Annotated in this window: 11 protein-coding genes; 2 read left to right on the top strand and 9 right to left on the bottom strand. The window is 69.4% G+C overall.

Annotated elements, in window-relative coordinates; genetic code table 11:
* Positions 1-2 precede the first annotated feature (2 nt).
* From QA861_RS09700 to solA, 6 genes are all read right to left on the bottom strand, one after another.
* Positions 3-845 carry an ABC transporter permease gene (locus tag QA861_RS09700; RefSeq protein ID WP_334587821.1) on the bottom strand — a complete coding sequence of 281 codons (843 nt, stop codon included), beginning with the start codon at positions 843-845 and terminating at the stop codon, positions 3-5.
* A complete protein-coding gene (locus tag QA861_RS09695; RefSeq protein ID WP_334587820.1) occupies positions 842-1,744 on the bottom strand; it encodes an ABC transporter permease in 903 nt (300 codons plus the stop codon). Before QA861_RS09695 ends, QA861_RS09700 begins: the two co-directional genes overlap by 4 nt.
* Before the next feature lie 3 nt (positions 1,745-1,747).
* Positions 1,748-2,914 carry an ABC transporter ATP-binding protein gene (locus QA861_RS09690; RefSeq protein ID WP_334587819.1) on the bottom strand — a complete coding sequence of 389 codons (1,167 nt, stop codon included), beginning with the start codon at positions 2,912-2,914 and terminating at the stop codon, positions 1,748-1,750.
* Entirely contained in the window at positions 2,907-4,001 is a 1,095-nt protein-coding gene (locus tag QA861_RS09685) for an extracellular solute-binding protein (protein WP_334587818.1), read from the bottom strand. Before QA861_RS09685 ends, QA861_RS09690 begins: the two co-directional genes overlap by 8 nt.
* A 103-nt stretch (positions 4,002-4,104) precedes the next feature.
* Positions 4,105-4,785 (bottom strand): haloacid dehalogenase type II, encoded by a 681-nt coding sequence (locus tag QA861_RS09680; RefSeq protein ID WP_334587817.1) that lies wholly within the window; start codon positions 4,783-4,785, stop codon positions 4,105-4,107.
* 119 nt (positions 4,786-4,904) lie between these two features.
* The gene (gene solA / locus QA861_RS09675; protein WP_334587816.1) at positions 4,905-6,041 is read right to left on the bottom strand and encodes an N-methyl-L-tryptophan oxidase; all 1,137 of its coding nucleotides are present in this window, start codon (positions 6,039-6,041) and stop codon (positions 4,905-4,907) included.
* A 277-nt stretch (positions 6,042-6,318) separates the two neighbouring features.
* Between solA and QA861_RS09670 the strand changes: the two genes are divergently transcribed.
* On the top strand, positions 6,319-7,947 hold the full coding sequence (locus QA861_RS09670; RefSeq protein WP_334587815.1) for a PucR family transcriptional regulator: 1,629 nt from the start codon (positions 6,319-6,321) through the stop codon (positions 7,945-7,947).
* 99 nt (positions 7,948-8,046) lie between these two features.
* Here the strand turns inward: QA861_RS09670 and QA861_RS09665 are convergent, their stop codons facing one another.
* The gene (locus QA861_RS09665; protein ID WP_334587814.1) at positions 8,047-9,108 is read right to left on the bottom strand and encodes a tartrate dehydrogenase; all 1,062 of its coding nucleotides are present in this window, start codon (positions 9,106-9,108) and stop codon (positions 8,047-8,049) included.
* Between the two features lie 73 nt (positions 9,109-9,181).
* Positions 9,182-10,066 (bottom strand): LysR family transcriptional regulator, encoded by an 885-nt coding sequence (locus QA861_RS09660; RefSeq protein WP_334587813.1) that lies wholly within the window; start codon positions 10,064-10,066, stop codon positions 9,182-9,184.
* A 126-nt stretch (positions 10,067-10,192) separates the two neighbouring features.
* On the opposite strand from QA861_RS09660, the gene trpC reads away from it, so the two are divergent.
* Positions 10,193-10,978, top strand: a complete 786-nt coding sequence (gene trpC, locus QA861_RS09655) for an indole-3-glycerol phosphate synthase TrpC (protein WP_334587811.1) — start codon at positions 10,193-10,195, stop codon at positions 10,976-10,978.
* Between the two features lie 461 nt (positions 10,979-11,439).
* Here trpC and QA861_RS09645 read toward each other — a convergent pair whose 3' ends face one another.
* Positions 11,440-15,261 carry a GH92 family glycosyl hydrolase gene (locus QA861_RS09645; protein WP_334587810.1) on the bottom strand — a complete coding sequence of 1,274 codons (3,822 nt, stop codon included), beginning with the start codon at positions 15,259-15,261 and terminating at the stop codon, positions 11,440-11,442.
* Positions 15,262-15,610 lie beyond the last annotated feature (349 nt).

Below are 15,610 nucleotides of genomic sequence, written 5' to 3'. Positions count from 1 at the left end.
GCTCAGGTGAGGGGTTCCGTCGGCAGGAGGCCACCTTGCTGGTTGCGGTGGCCGCCGAGTCTGCGGACGAGGGCGACCAGGGCGAGGGCCAGGATGGCGAGCGCGATGAGGACGGCGCTGACGGCGGTGACGGTGGGGTCGACGTCGAACTGGAGGGCGTTGAAGACCAGGACCGGCAGGGTTCGGGTGTCGGGTGTCGACATGAACTGGGCGATGAAGAACTCGTCGAAGCTCGTGATGAAGGAGAACACCGCTGCCGCGATCAGGCCGGGGGTGGCCAGGGGGAAGGTGATGCGCCGGGCGATGACCATCCGGCTGGCGCCCATGCTGGCCGCCGCGTCCTCCAGCCGCTCGTCGATGCCCCTCAGCGTGGAGATCAAGATGAGGATGGCGATGGGGGCGGCGAGCACGGTGTGGCCGAGGGCGATGGCCAGCGGGCTGCCGAGCATGCCGGCCGGTTCGAAGAACAGGAACAGGCCGAGCGCGATGACCACCTGCGGGATGAGCAGGGGAGCCAGGACCAGCCCGTAGACCGCCGTGTGCAGGGGCAGTCGGCCGCGGGCCAGGGCGGTTGCGGCGGTGGCTCCCAGGATGAGGGAGAACACGGTGGTGAGGGCGGCGATGAGGCTGGACAGGGCGATGGAGGTGGCCCAGTTGCCGCCGGGCGCGGCCATCTGCTCGTACCAGTGGGTGCTGTACTCCTTGGGCGGGAAGGTGCCGATGCCGTCGGCACCGAAGGAAGTGACCAGGATGATGACGATGGGCATCGCCAGGAACAGCAGGATCGCGATGGCGCTCAGGGCGCGGCCGATGTGTCCGGCCCGGGTGGGAGGCAGTTCCATCATGAGCTGCTCCTTCGTGCGTGAGCCTTCTTGCGGCGGAGCTTGGCCAGGCCGAGCACGCCCAGGCCGGCGAAGGTGAGCAGGAGCAGGATGACGCCGAAGGCGGCGGCCGAGTTCCACTGGTCCTGCTTCATCACCTGCTGGTCGATGAGCGCGGCGACGACGGTCTGCTGGTTGCCGCCCATCAGGGCGGGGGTGATGTAGTAGCCCAGGCAGAGGATGAAGCTGAGGAGCCCCGCGGTGCCGATCCCGGGCGCGACCAGTGGCAGGTAGATCCTGCGGAAGATGGTCAGCCGGCTCGCGCCGAAGCCTGCCGCCGCGGCCAGGAGCCGGCCGTCGACGCCCCGCATCACGCCCTGCAGCACCAGGACGGTGTAGGGGAGCATCACCGAGGTGGTGCCGATGACGACACCGGTCTCGTTGTAGAGCAGGGAGTAGGGGGCGCCGGGGATGTGCAGGGAGGTGGCCAGGGTGTTGATGAGGCCGTGTTCACCCAGCATGATGATCCAGCCGTAGGTGCGGACCAGGGCGCTGATGAAGTGCGGTACGACCACGATGAGCATGGCCAGTGCGGCGAAGACGGGCCGCATCCGGGCGATGGCGTGGGCCAGGACGAAACCGACCAGCAGGCTCAGGACCGCGGTCTCGGCGGAGATCCTCAGGGTGGACAGCAGCACGGAGAGGTTCACGCCACTGAGGGCGTCGGCGTACCAGTGCAGGGTGAATCCGCCGCTGTCACCCTTGAGGCTGAGGGAGAGCACCCCGATGATCGGGTACACGAACAGCAGCAGCAGGAACACCGTGACGGGGACGGCGTTGACCAGGGCGATCCGGGAGCGGTGCCCGGGCATCGCGGACGTTTTCACACGCACCTTGGCGGGTGCGAGAGCGGTGCCGGCCACGGCTCACCCCCCGTCCGTGGCGTCGAAGACGCTGACGTCGTCCCGGTCGGCGGTGACACACACCCGCTCGCCCTTGCGCGGCGGTACTGCGGTGGTCTCGATCCGCAGCGGAGGCGTTCCCGGGGCGGCACCGTCCAGGCGGACGGTGATCCGGGTGAGTGAGCCGACGTAGACGGCCGTCTCGACGGTGCCGGTACAGCAGCCCTCCTCGGCACTGACCAGGCGCAGCTTGCCCGGCCGCACCGCGGCGCGCACGCTCTGTCCGGGCACGCAGGGGTGGGCGCGGGCCGTGAGGACACCGCCGGTGTCCAGCCGTACCTGGGTGCGGTCGTCCCTTCCACCGTCCTCGACCTTGCCGGTGAGGAAGTTGGCGGCGCCCAGGAAGTCGGCCACGAACGGGGTGCGGGGGCGTTCGAACAGGCCGCGGGGGGTGTCGAACTGCTCGATACGGCCGTCCTTCATGATGGCGATCCGGTCCGACAGGACGAGTGCTTCCTCCTGGTCGTGCGTGACGTAGACGACGGTCAGGCCGAGTTCGCGCTGGATGGACTTGATCTCGGTCTGCATCTGGTCGCGGAGCCGCTTGTCCAGCGCACCGAGCGGTTCGTCCATCAGGACGATCGGCGGGCGGTAGACCAGGACCCGGCACAGGGCGACCCGCTGCTGCTGCCCGCCGGAGAGTTCGCGGGGTTTGCGGCCGGCGAACTTCGACAGGCCCGCCGCCTCCAGCGTCTCCCCGACCCGGCGGCGGATCTCCGCCTTGTCCACCCCTCGTAGCTGCAGGGGGAAGGCGACGTTCTCGGTGACGGTCATGTGCGGGAAGAGCAGGTACTGCTGGAAGACGAAGCCGAAGTCACGCTTGGCCGGATTGAGACCGGTGACGTCATGGCCGTCCACCGCGACGGAGCCGGAGTCGGGCTCGGTGAACCCGGCCAGCATCATCAGCGTGGTCGTCTTGCCGGAACCGGACGAGCCGAGGAAGGTGACGAACTCACCGGCCGCGATCTCCATGTCCACGCCGTCGACCACCGTCGTCCCGGCGTAGGACTTGCGCAGGCCCGTCACCGACAGCGACTTGCCCGTGGGTGAGGAGGAGTGCGGGGCCAGGGCAGCGGCGAGGTCGTCGGCGGACAGCTTCGCGGCGGTCGGACTCTGGGTGCGCTCAGGCATCGGCCCACTCCTGCCAGCGCTTGGTGACGGCGTCACGGTTCTTGTCCCACCAGGCGGCGTCCGCGTCGAACCCGATCTTCAGGTTCTGCGGCGAGGTCGGCAGCGTGGCCAGGACGTCGTCCGCGAGCAGTTTGATGGCGCCCGAGACGACCGGACCGTGCGGGAAGAGCTTGGCGAACGCCGCCTGCACCTCAGGACGCAGCGAGAAGTCGATCAGCTTGTAGGCCGGGTCCGTGTTGCCCGCGCCCTTGGGGATGCCCCAGCCGTTGGTCATCCTGCGGGCGCCGTTCCACTGGTAGGCGACCGGCATCCCCTGCTTGATCAGCTCGTCGGCGCGACCGCCCCACAGGCTGGTCGCGACGACCTCCTTGCGGCCGAGGAGGACGGCCGGCAGGGCGCCGGTGTTCCAGAACTTCTTCACCCCGCCGCGGATCCGCGACATCGACGCGAACGCCCGGTTCACGTCCAGCGGATACAGCTTGTCCAGCGGAACCCCGTCGGCCAGCAGCGCGAACTCCAGCTCCGGCAGGTCCACCTCAGCGCTCTGGAGCGAGCGGGGGCCGCTGAAGGCGTCCGTGTTCCAGAAGTCGGCCCAGTTCTTCGGGACACGCTTGAGGCTGTCCGTGCGGTAGGCCATCAAGCTGCACCACACGTTCTTGCCGACCGCGTGCTCCGGCAGGTTGTGCTCCGCGATCCCGGCGCCCTTGACGTTCTTCAGCCGGTCGTGGTCCACCGGCTCCAGACACTCCAGGCGGGCCATCTTCTGGAAGTTCAGCAGTGTGTTGTCCAGCAGGTCCACCTGCGGACGGCCCTGCTTGACCTGGGCGATGATCTGTGCCGACTGGTAGTTGACCGTGGTGACCGTGATGCCGGTCTCCTTGGTGAACGGCTCGTAGATCGCCTTCGTCAAGGCGTCGTTGTAGGTGCCGCCGCTGTTGCTGACGACGAGCCTCTTCTTGCCGCCGCCCGACGAACCGCGGCTGTCGCCGGTGCCCATGAGGGTGCCGCAGCCGGTCACCGCGGTGGCGGCGGCCAGTGCGCCTGCGGTGCGGAGTACGGTTCTGCGGCCTATCCGGTTGTCTTCCATCGGGCGCCTCCTGGTGGTGGTGAATGCGTGGGAGCGGAAATCGCTGAGGTGAGGGGTGGGGGGTCCTTCGGTGGTGTCCGTGCGGGACGAGGTGCGTCGCGAGTCAGATGCCGAGCATGGTGTTGAGGTCGTCGAGCGACTTCACGGTCACGTAGTCGTAGCCGTGGGTCACCGGGTCGCAGCCGCGGTCCAGGAGGATCAGGTTGCGGAAGCCCATGTCGTGCATCGGCATCAGGTCGTATCGGGTGTGCGAGGAGACGTGCACGAAGTCCTCGGGGGATGCGTCGAGCTGGTCGAGCATGTACTCGAAGGCGGCGTACCGGGGCTTGTAGTAGCCGGCCTGCTCCGCGGTGAAGACCGCGTGGAAGTCCGCCCCGAGCCGGGGCACGGTCTCCTCCAGGAAGTCGTCTCCGGCGTTGGAGAGGATGACCAGCTTGTAGTTCTCGCCCATCTTCTTCAGCGGTGTCGGCACGTCGGCGTGCGGGCCCCAGCTGCGCACGCCGTCGGCGAACCGCTTTCCGGCGTCCGGCGCCGCCTTCACACCCCACTTGCGGCAGACCCGCTCGAAGGCGTCCTGCAGCGTCTGCTCGTAGGGGTAGTACTCGCCGCAGACCGAGTCGTAGCGGTAGCCGCGGAACTCCTTCACGAACTGGTCCCAGTGCTCAGCGGGGATCTGGTCGCCGACGAGCTCACGCGTGATGGGGGTCATCGGCCATTCGACCAACGTGCCGTAGCAGTCGAACGATACGTACTTCGGGCGGAACTGAAGCGAGGGAATGGGCATGAGGGTGCTCCTGTCTTCTGCTGGAAGGAACTGATGACGGCCCGCTGCGTGGCCTTTCGGGCATGCGCATGACAGGGATGTCGGGTTGGGGGGTGCGGTGCCGTCGAGATCGCCGGGGATCAGGTGGCGCCGACTCCTGCCGGAGCGAGGAAGTCGACGGGGTGTTCCGTGGTGCCGTCGAGAGCCAGGTCGGCGGCGATCTCTCCCATCGCGGGCGAGAACTTGAAGCCGCTCCCGGAGAATCCGGCCAGGACGATGATGTCGTCCTCGCCGGGGAGATGACCGACGAGCGGGTTTCCGGAGTCGGTGTAGCCCTCCATGTAGGCCGACATCCTGATGGGGTCGGGGTTCAGGTCGGGCATGAGTTCACCGATGAGCTCGCGAAAGGTGCCGAGTTCTTCGGGGCGGACCGCACGGTCGAGCCGTTCCGGCTCGGGCACCGGCGCATGGTATTTGAACGAGAGACCGAGCTTGACGGAGATGCCGTCGGGCGACGGGATGCCGAAGCAGTCGTGGGGTGTGGCGCGTACGAAGGGAGGGGCCCCGTCCGCGAACCAGTCGTGGCGCGTGGGCAGGTGCCAGGAGCAGACCACCCGGCGGACGTCGACGGTCCGGGGGAGGTCCGGGAGCAGGGTGTTGATCCAGGGGCCCACGGTCACCACGGCGGCGTCCACGTGGTCCGTGCCCCGGTCGGTGACGATCCGCACCCCGCCGCCCGCCGCGGGGACGACCTCGCGCACCGTGGTGTAGCGGTGCAGCCGGGCACCCAGTCGCTCGGCACGGGCGGCGGCGGCCTGGATCGACGCCTCCGGCCTGATGACGGCGCCCAACCGGTCGTGGACGGCGGTGTGCCCGTCCGGGAGCCGGTGCTGCGGGTAGCGGCGGGCGAGTTCCTCCCGGTCCAGCACCTCGTGATCCAGCCCGTGGGCGGCACTGGTGGAGAGGAGGAGGCGTACGGACGGTGAGGCGTCCTCTCCCATCACGAGGCAGCCGCTACGGCGTCGCAGTGACCGGCCGGTCTCCGCCTGGAGCTGCTCCCACAGCCCGTCCGCGAGTCGCAGCAGCGGAATGTACCCGGGTTCGCCGAGGTGGGCGGCCCGGAAGATGCGGCTCTCGCCCCCGGCCGCGCCGCGGTCGTGACCCGGCGCGTACCGGTCGTAGCCGATGACCTCGGCTCCGCGGGCCGCCAGCCGCCACATGGCCTGGCTGCCCATGCTGCCGGCACCGATCACGGCGACGCGCTTCGGACTGCGCATGAGGTCGCTCCTTTCGATGGTGTGGCCTGGTGGCAGAGGAGCCCCAGTACGGTGCGGACACCGTGCGGACCCTTCCGGTTCGGGTTCCGTTGGGGATGGCGTTCACTTTCGTCCTGGGGGAACGTGCAGGTCAACCCACACTGTGTTCCACCTTGGGGCCTTCTTGAGACGGTCTGTCACTGCGGACGGCCGGGCCGCACAAAATGCCGGCACCCCCTTGTCAGGCTGAGTGGCCGGTGCGAGGGTGAGCCGATCCCCTCGGCTGAAAGCACCCCCTATGCCGCCCAGACATCCCGCAACCGGGCACTTCCCCACCATCGCGGAGGTACTGCGCCTGCCTGTGCTCGCCGAAGGGATGCCGCGCGTGCTGGCCGGGGAGACACAGCTGGGCAGGGCGGTGCGCTGGGTCCATGTCACCGAGCTGCTCAACCCCGCCGACTTCCTGGAGGGCGGCGAGCTGGTGCTGACGACCGGCATGCCGTATCCCGAGGACGCCTCCGAGCTGCGCGGCTACGTCGACCAGCTCGCCGACGTCGGCGCGGCCGGTCTGGTCGTGGAGCTCGGTTACCGGTACCGGAAGGTGCCCCACGAGCTGGTGGCGGCGTGCCGTGCCCGTGAAGTACCGCTGGTCGAGCTGGCCCGTGGCGTCCGGTTCATCGACGTCACGCAGACGGTGCACGCGCTCATCCTCGACGCCCAGGGAGCCCTGCTGCGTCGCGGGAGGGACATCCAGGATATTTTCACCGCCCTGACGCTGCGGGGCGCGGACCCCGAGGAGCTGGTGCACACCACCGCGGAACTCACCGGAGCCCCCGTGGTGCTGGAGGACCTCAACCACCGGGTCCTGATGTGCGAGCTGCTCGGCCGCCCGTACGAGCCGGTGGTGTCGGCCTGGTCGCGGCGCTCGCGGGCCGCCCCGACGCCGGAGAGGATCACACCGAGCGGCCCGGAGGGGTGGCTGATCGCGCCGGTGCAGGACCACCACGGGCAGTGGGGGCGGCTGGTCCTGCTGGAGGGTCGGCTGAACGCCGAGCCCGACCCGGAACACGTCCTGGTGCTGGAGCGCGCGGTGGTCGCGCTGACCATGGCACGCCTGGCCGGACCGGCCTGGTGGGAGCGCCGGGCCCACCGCTCCGTACTGCGGGACCTGTACGAACGGCGCTTCCGTTCCCCCGCGGACGCGCGGGCCCGCGCCGAGGCACTGGGACTCCCGGCCTTCGGGCACCGGCTCTTCGCCGTGGTCATCCGCCACACGTACACCGGCGCCGAGGGCGAGCACCTCGACGAACGGATCGCCAAGGCGCTGGCGCCCACCAACGTCCGCGCCCTGATCGGCGAGACGGCACCGGGGAGGATCGGCGTACTTCTGGCACTGGCACAGGCGAGCGCCTGGCAGCCGGTCGCCGAGCGGATCGGCCGCCTGACCCGGGAGGAGCTGGGACCGGAGGCCGTCGTCGCCGTCGGCCCAGGGGTGACCGACCTCTCCGGGATCGCCCGGTCGTGGCAGGAGGCCGAGCAGACGGCCGAGGCCATCACACCGGCCTCCCCGGAGCGGTGGTTCTACGTCCCCGCCGACGTCCAGCTGCCCGAGTTGTTGGGCGTCCTGCGGGCGGACACCCGCCTTCAGCGGTACGCGGAACGGCAACTGACCCGCCTCATCGAGCACGACGACCGCAACCATGGCGATCTGCTCCCGGCACTGCGCGCCTATCTGGCGGCGGCCGGGAACAAGTCGGTCGCGGCGAAACGCGCCGGCATGTCCCGGCAGGCGTACTACCAGCGCCTCCACACCATCGAACGCCTCCTCGGCTGCGACCTGGAATCAGGCCTGCAGCGCACGTCCCTGCACGTCGCGGTGCTGGTCCTGGACGCACAGGAACCAACTGCTCCCGGCGCGACCTCCTGAGACCGCGCCCGGGTGGACCACGCCACCCAGGTCCACGCGACGTCAACAGTGCCCGGCCTTCGACCAGTTCGTCCCTGCCGCCGCCGAGGGGGAGACGGCTCAGAGGAGCTCGATCAGCTTGTCGGTGAACTCGGCGGTGGTCGCTGTCCCGCCCAGGTCACGGGTACGGACATCGGTCTGGGCCAGGACCGAGGCGATCGCGTCAGTGATGTCCCTGGCCGCGGCGGGATGGCCGAGGTGGTCGAGCATCATGGCCGCGGACCAGATCGCGCCCAGCGGGTTGGCGATGCCCTGGCCCGCGATGTCGGGCGCGGAGCCGTGCACCGGCTCGAACATCGAGGGGAAGTCCCGCTCGGGGTTGAGGTTGGCCGACGGGGCGATGCCGATGGATCCGGCGACCGCGGCCGCGAGGTCGCTGAGGATGTCGCCGAAGAGGTTGGAGGCGACGACGACGTCGAAGCGGGCCGGTTCGAGGACGAACTTGGCCGCGAGCGCGTCGATGTGCTCCTGGTCCCAGGCGACCTGCGGGAACGACGCGGCCCGCTCGGCGACGAGCTGGTCCCAGAACGGCATGGTGTGCACGATCCCGTTCGACTTGGTCGCGGAGGTCAGGCGGCCGCCGCGCCGGGAGGCGAGCGCGAAGGCGTAGTCCAGCACGCGGGTGACGCCGGCCCGGGTGAACACGGCCTCCTGCACGGCGATCTCGTCCGGGAAGCCCCTGTTGAGCCGGCCGCCGACCTCGCTGTACTCCCCTTCCATGTTCTCGCGCACGACGACGAAATCGACCTCGCCCGGCCGTGCGCCGCGCACCGGACTGTCGATGCCTTCGAAGACCCGGATGGGCCGGAGGTTGACGTACTGGCGGAAGCTGCGCCGGATCGGGATCAGCAGCCCCCACAGCGAGACATGGTCGGGCACCCCCGGGTATCCCACCGCGCCCAGCAGGATCGCGTCCTTGTCGCGCAGCTGGTCGATCCCGTCGGCTGGCATCATGGCGCCCTCCCGCAGGTACCGCTCGCACGACCAGTCGCCGTACGCCGTGTAGGACAGGCCGAAGCCGTGGCGGCGGCCGAGAACATCGAGCACCTGCCGCGCCGGGGGCAGGACCTCGGCGCCGATGCCGTCGCCGGGGATCAGGGCTATGCGGTGGTTCGTCGTCATGCCGTCGATTGCAGCAAGGCGGTCCGTGCCGCGTCCAAGACGCAAAGCGGATCTCCCTTATAAGCGGTACCTATCAGCTGTCGGCGGCCGAGGTCGCGCTCGTGACGAATGCGGCGGCCGCGGGCGACAGGCTGCCGCGGCGGCTGACGAGGGCGATGTCCAAGCCGGTCTCCGGCTCGATGTCCAGGACGCGGGCGCCCAGTCGCCGGGCGACGTCCCGCCAGGCGTCCGTGACCACCGCGAGCCCGACCCCGGCCAGTACCAGGGGCATGAGCGACACACGATGCTCGGTCTCGGCGACGACGGTGAACTCGATGCCCTGCTCGCGCAGCGCGTCGACGTAGGCGCGCATCCCGGTACCCGGCTGCCCGACGATCAGCCGCTCTCCCGCGAGCTCCCGCCACTCCACGGCCGTCCGACCGGCGAACGGGCCGTCGGCCGGCACCACCAGCACAAAACGCTGCCGCCCCAGCGCATGGGAGACGACCTCCTTGCCGGAGACCGGACCGGCGGACGCCAGGAGCCCCAACTCCACGGCACCCGTGCGCACCATGTCGATCACCTCACGCGAGGTGAACGCCGCCTTGATGGCCACAGATACGCCGGGATACCGATGGCTGAAGGCACTCACCAAGGTCGTCAGCGGCTCCACCGCCTGCGACGGCATGGACGCCACATCGAGGCGCCCCTCGCGCAGCTCATGCACCGCCGCGACACTCGCCCGCGCCGTCTCCAGACTCCGCACGGCCTCCCGGGCAGGCTCGATCAAAGCCCTTCCGGCCTCCGTCAGGACTGCCCTGCGCCCGATGCGACGGAACAGCTCGGAGCCGAGATCACGCTCCAGTGCCCGCACGGCCTGCGACAGCGCCGGCTGGGACACGTACAGAGCCGAGGCCGCGCGGTTGAACCCCCCACGATCGACAATCGCGAGGAAGTACTCCAGCTGCCGAATGTCCATACGTGCCCTCCACCCCTCAAGAATCAACCGACGACTCGATTGGTGCCATGATCGATCAGGATGCCCGCGTTCCGAGGTCGTCTTGGACGTGGGTGGCGGACCAGGTGATCCGACAGGGAGAGTTCAGTGACCGTTCTCGATGGGATCCTCGCGGGAGTTCGCGAGGACCTGGAACAACGCAGGAGTGCGACGCCGTTGGCGGAACTGCGCGCCCGGGCAGCGGACGCGGCACCCGCGCTCGACCCCCTGCCCGCCTTCCGCGCGCCCGGGGTGTCCGTCATCGCCGAGGTGAAGCGAAAGAGCCCCAGCAAGGGTGCGCTGGCGGACATCCCCGACCCCGCGTCGCTCGCGGCCCAGTACGCCGCCGGCGGTGCCGCCGCGATCAGCGTGCTCACCGAGGGCAGGCGTTTCGGCGGTTCCCTCGCGGATCTGGACGCCGTACGTGCCCGGGTCGACGTTCCCGTCCTGCGCAAGGACTTCATCGTCGACCCCTATCAGCTGTGGGAAGCTCGCGCACACGGCGCCGATCTCGCGCTTCTCATGGTCGTGTCGCTGGATGACGCCCAGCTCAAGGACTTGATGGGGCTCTGCGCGGAGCTGGGTCTCACGCCGCTCGTGGAGGCGCATACGGCCGACGAGGTACGGCGCGCCACCGCCGCCGGCGCTGAGCTTCTCGGCATCAACGCTCGGGACCTGACAACGCTGGACGTCAACCGCGCCGTGTTCGCCGACCTCGTGACAGGCATCCCCGAAGGCACGGTCCGGGTCGCGGAATCAGGAGTGACGGGCCCGGAGGACGTCGCGGAGTACCGCGGTTGGGGAGCTGACGTGGTACTGGTCGGCGAGGCGCTGGTCCGCTCGGGCGACCCGAGCACCGCCGTACGCGAGTTCATCGGCGCCGCCGGGGCGTGATCACTCGCGCGAGATCCGGGAGCCCGGCGACGGCCCGCCGGGCTCGGATCTCTCGCGGCGCGGGATCCGGCGCGGTCTCGGGCCCGGCCTCCATGAGGGGCACCGACCGGACGCTCGGCGGCGGCACGTGAACCGTCCAGTACGGCAACGAGGCCGTCGCGAGGACCCCGTACCGGAAACTCTCGGGGGCAGGCCGGGACCCGGTCCCGACGTACGTCTTCGCCACCAGCCCGTTCCAGGCACCGTCAGGCCGCCACATCGCGAGCGTCCACCTCCCGGCCGACGCTCACGTCCACGTCTTCACCCTCGCGACCGGCTGACCGCCACCGCCTGTGGCGGTACACACCGTTCCGCGTAACCGTCGACGGATGGGCCGACGGCCGAACCTTCCCGAGGAGCACAGGTCCGAGGCGCGCGCCGCCTTCGCGTTCCTCGTGGAGCGCGAGGGCTTCTCGGAACGGTCAGCCCAGCAGCTCCACCTCCGCCAGAGTCGACTCGCTGTCGAGGACCAGTCGGTATCGCGTGTACGAGCCCTCGGACGTCACCGAGAACGCCCTGGTCTGCCTGTCCCACCTGAACGATTGGCCTGAACGCCGGTCCAGCGTCCGCCAGTTCGCGCCGTCGGAGGAGCCCTGCAACTTCCAGCCCGTCGGAGCCTCGGTCCGGTCCGAGGACGTCAGCGTGTACTGGACGGCTTTCGCGCTGCCGGCGATCGGCAGCTCCACGGACCTCACCGTCGCGTCCGTCGCCGACGTGTTGTCGAACAACGCGCCCTCGCCCTCGACCACATCCGCCCGCGGCGTCGGCACCTCGTCGTCCTGGGTGATCGACACCGGCGCCGCGTCCCTGGACGCTCCCCAGGTCGACGGTTCGGGGCCCATGTCGAACTCCAGGGTTCCGCCCTGGGAGACGATCGAGTGGGGGAGTGAAGTCGACGTCCAGGAAAGGCCGTTGACCTTCAGTCCCTGCACGTACACATTCCGGGCGCTGTTGTCGGGGGCCTTGACCACCAGGTCCCGGCCGTTCTCCAGATGCAGCGTCGCCTTCGTGAACAGCGGGGAGCCGACGGCGTATTCGCCGCTGCCCATGACCAGCGGGTAGAAGCCGAGCGCCGAGAACAGGTACCAAGCCGACTGCTCGCCGTTGTCCTCGTCGCCGTGGTAGCCCTGGCCGATCTCGCTGCCCGTGTAGAGGCGGGAGAGGATCTCGCGGACGTTCTTCTGCGTCTTCCAGGGCCGGCCGGCCGCGTCGTACATGTAAGTGACGTGGTGGGCGACCTGGTTGGAGTGACCGTACATGCCCATCCGGACGTCCCGGGCCTCCGTCATCTCGTGGATGACCCCGCCGTACGAGCCCACGAACTCCGGTGAGGCCGTCTCCGGGGTCTCGAAGTAGGCGTCGAGCTTGTCCGCGAGGCCCGCCCGGCCGCCGTACAGGTTGGCCAGACCCCGGCTGTCCTGCGGGGCGGTGAAGGCGTACCCCCAGCCGTTCGTCTCCGTGTAGTCGTTGCCCCAGACGCGCGGATCGTACGCCGACGACTCCTCTCGCCAGTCGCCCCGCGCGTTCCGCCCCTGGAAGAAGCCGGCCTTCTTGTCGAACAACCGCACATAGTCCTGGGCCCGGTTGAGGAAGTACTCGGACTCCTCCTTGTACCGTTGCCCGCCCGTCTGCCGGTACAGCTCCTGGCCCATCCGGGCGATGCCGTAGTCGTTGAGATAGCCCTCCAGCGCCCACGACAGGCCCTCACGCGTCTCGGTGCTGGTATAGCCGAGGAAGGGTGAGGTCGCCATGCCCTTGCGGCCCACGCCCGACATCGGGGGCACGACGGTCGCGTTCTTCACGGCCGCGTCGTACGCCGACTTCGCGTCGAAACCGACGCCCTTCACATACGCGTCGGCGAACGCCACGTCCGACGAGGTTCCCGTCATCAGGTCCGCGTACCCGGGGGAGGACCACCGCGAGGTCCAGCCGCCGTCCTTGTACTGCTGCACGAACCCGTCGACCATCTCACCTGCCTGACGAGGAGTCAGGAGCGAGTAGGCGGGCCAGGTCGTCCGATACGTGTCCCAGAAACCGTTGTTGACGTACACCTTGCCGTCCACGATCTTCGCCCCGGTGTGCGTCGGGGTGTCGGGGCCCGGCATCGGGGAGAAAGGCGACGCGTACTGGAACTTCGAACCGACCTTCTCGAAGCCGGAGTTGGGGTACAGATACAGCCGGTACAGACTGGAGTACAGCGTCGTCAGCTGGTCCGGCGTCGCCCCCTCCACCTCGACCTTCCCGAGCAGCCCGTCCCACTGCCGCTGCGCACCGGCCCGTACCTCCTCGAAGGACGTACCGTCCGGAATCTCCTGCCGCAGGTTGGCCTCGGCCTGCTCGACGCTGATGAGCGAGGTGGCCAGCCGCAGCGTCACCACGCCGGTCGGCGCGCTGAACCGGAGATATCCCTTGACCCCGCTCGACGAGCCCTCAGTCACCACCGCGTCGTCGTCGAACACCCCGTACACGAACAGCCGGGTCGCCCCCGTCGACAGCCCCGACTTCACGTCCGAGTAGCCGGTGAAGGTGCCGTTCTCCGGGTCGAGGGTCAGGCCCGCCTGGTCGGTGACGTTGTCGAACAGGACGCTCGCGTCGGCGCCGGGGTAGGTGAAGCGCAGGACCGCCGCGTGGTCGGTCGGCGTCATCTCCGCCTTGACGCCGTTCTCGAACCGCACCCCGTAGTAGTACGGCCGGGCGGTCTCGTTCTCGTGCCGGAAGGCCAGCGCCCGTGCCGTTCGGCCGGTGTCCGGGGTGCCGGCGGCGGCCGACGGCATCACCTGGAAGGTCTGCCGGTCACCCATCCAGGGGCTCGGCTCATGACTCGCGCTGAACGCCTGGATCGTCGGCAGGTTGTCGGCGTTGTTGGCCCGCGCGTAGTCGTACAGCCAGCTCAGCGAGCCCGCGTTGGTCACCGGCGTCCAGAAGTTGAAACCGTGTGGCACGGCCGTCGCCGGGAAGTCGTTGCCCCGCGAGAAGGCGCCGCTGGAGTTGGTGCCCCGCGTCGTCACCGCGTAGTCGGACAGGTGTTCCCGGGGCGGCTCGGGGGCGACGGTCCGCAGGGCGATGTCGTCCAGCCAGCCGCGGAACCTCGCGGGCCCGGTCGGCGAGTCGTACGCCACCAGTACCCGGTCGACGGTCTTTCCCCGTGCCACCGCCCCGATCCGCGACGCCACCTGGTTCCACTGGTTGACGTACAACCCCTTGGCCGCGCCCTGCCCCTGGGGTGTCAGGGGGAAGCCGTGCTGGTCGAGGGCCGACAGTTCACTCAGCAGGGTGCCGTCCGTGAAGGCCAGGTCCACGGACACGTTCGTGGCGTCGTAGTCGAGATCGCCGTCCGCCATCGAGGGGAAGACCCGGTAGGACAGTTCGGTGTCCGGGCCCACGGCCACGTTCACGTCGAACACCTTGTTGGACGAGTACGCCCGTCCGGCGGCCTGGTGCGTACCGGCGTACCGCAGTGCCCGTTTGCCCGTGAAACCGGCGCGGGCCTTCGCGGTCGGTGAGCCGCTCGGGCCGCTGTCGACCAGCGACAGCATGTCCCGGGGCACGGGCGTGGCACCGCCGCCCGTCGAGAACTGGACATCGGCGAGCTGGGTGATGGCGCCCCCGTTGTTGCGCCCGATGTCGAGCCGGAAGTGCCGGTAGGAGGCAGGCGACGACAGGTCGTACGACCTGGTCTGGAACCGCTCGGCGAACGACACACCCGTGCGAGTGTCGAGGGTCTGCCAGCCCGTCGTACCGTCCGCCGAGCCCTGCAGCGTCCAGTCGGCGGGGTCACGCTCGGCGTGGTCGTCGGCCGAGGTCAGCGCGTAGGTGACGACCCTGACCGGCTCGTCCAGGTCGAACTCCGCCCAGCCGTTCGGCGCGAAGGTGAGCCACTTGGTCCCCGGCACACCGTCGACGAGGTTCTCCTTCACCTCACCCCCGCCGGTGTTCTCGCCGCTCGCCCGTACGTCCGTCACATGGTCGGTCGCGTTGCCCGGGATGCCGCTGCTGTACCCGCCGTCGACACCGGAGGCCCGCTTGGTGCCGTCCGGCCCGGTGTCGACGGTGTTCAGCCAGTCCGGCGCCGCCTCACCTGCCTCGAACGAGGAGGCGAACTCCTGGTCGGCGGCCGGTGTCCGGGCCGGCAGCGCGGTCGCCGCACCCTGCCCGCCGATCACCAGTGCGAACACCGCCGCGATGGCCGGAATTGATCCGAACTCCCATCCGTACCAAGCCCTGTTCCGAACTCCCTGCCGCATACGAGAGCACCCTCCCTGCCGCCGGACAACGTTGTCACCTTGGCTGCGCAGGAACCAGTAGGGAGTGAAGTGGCCAGTGGTGTCAAGGGTGTTGGGTGTGGCATTCGGGCCCAATATCGCGAATTTCCCAGGCAAAGGGATGGGTGTGGTCCGCATATTTCCGCGAGGTCTCAACTCGGAAAAGACCCGCGGTCAACCCTGCATTCGATCTTGCCCCTTTGACGGGAAGTGGACTATACCTGTCGGCATCTGCCACTGTTCGACCGGTCGACGCCCGGTGCGAGGGGAGCCGGAAGGGTGGTTTGACGTGCCGAACGCGCGGCCTACCGGGTCTTTCCTCTGATCAGGG

This window comes from Streptomyces sp. B21-083 (genome assembly GCF_036898825.1).
GTDB lineage: Bacteria > Actinomycetota > Actinomycetes > Streptomycetales > Streptomycetaceae > Streptomyces.
The sequence above is the reverse complement of the archived record's forward strand: the minus strand, read 5'-3'. Positions and strand labels throughout refer to the sequence as shown.

Excerpts from the sequence above, each read along its gene's own strand:
- QA861_RS09680 (WP_334587817.1), bottom strand. The coding sequence starts at position 4,785 with ATGCCCATTCCCTCGCTTCAGTTCCGCCCGAAGTACGTATCGTTCGAC.
- QA861_RS09700 (WP_334587821.1), bottom strand. The coding sequence starts at position 845 with ATGATGGAACTGCCTCCCACCCGGGCCGGACACATCGGCCGCGCCCTG.
- QA861_RS09660 (WP_334587813.1), bottom strand. The coding sequence starts at position 10,066 with ATGGACATTCGGCAGCTGGAGTACTTCCTCGCGATTGTCGATCGTGGG.
- QA861_RS09690 (WP_334587819.1), bottom strand. The coding sequence starts at position 2,914 with ATGCCTGAGCGCACCCAGAGTCCGACCGCCGCGAAGCTGTCCGCCGAC.
- QA861_RS09685 (WP_334587818.1), bottom strand. The coding sequence starts at position 4,001 with ATGGAAGACAACCGGATAGGCCGCAGAACCGTACTCCGCACCGCAGGC.
- solA (WP_334587816.1), bottom strand. The coding sequence starts at position 6,041 with ATGCGCAGTCCGAAGCGCGTCGCCGTGATCGGTGCCGGCAGCATGGGC.
- QA861_RS09665 (WP_334587814.1), bottom strand. The coding sequence starts at position 9,108 with ATGACGACGAACCACCGCATAGCCCTGATCCCCGGCGACGGCATCGGC.
- QA861_RS09645 (WP_334587810.1), bottom strand. The coding sequence starts at position 15,261 with ATGCGGCAGGGAGTTCGGAACAGGGCTTGGTACGGATGGGAGTTCGGA.
- QA861_RS09670 (WP_334587815.1), top strand. The coding sequence starts at position 6,319 with ATGCCGCCCAGACATCCCGCAACCGGGCACTTCCCCACCATCGCGGAG.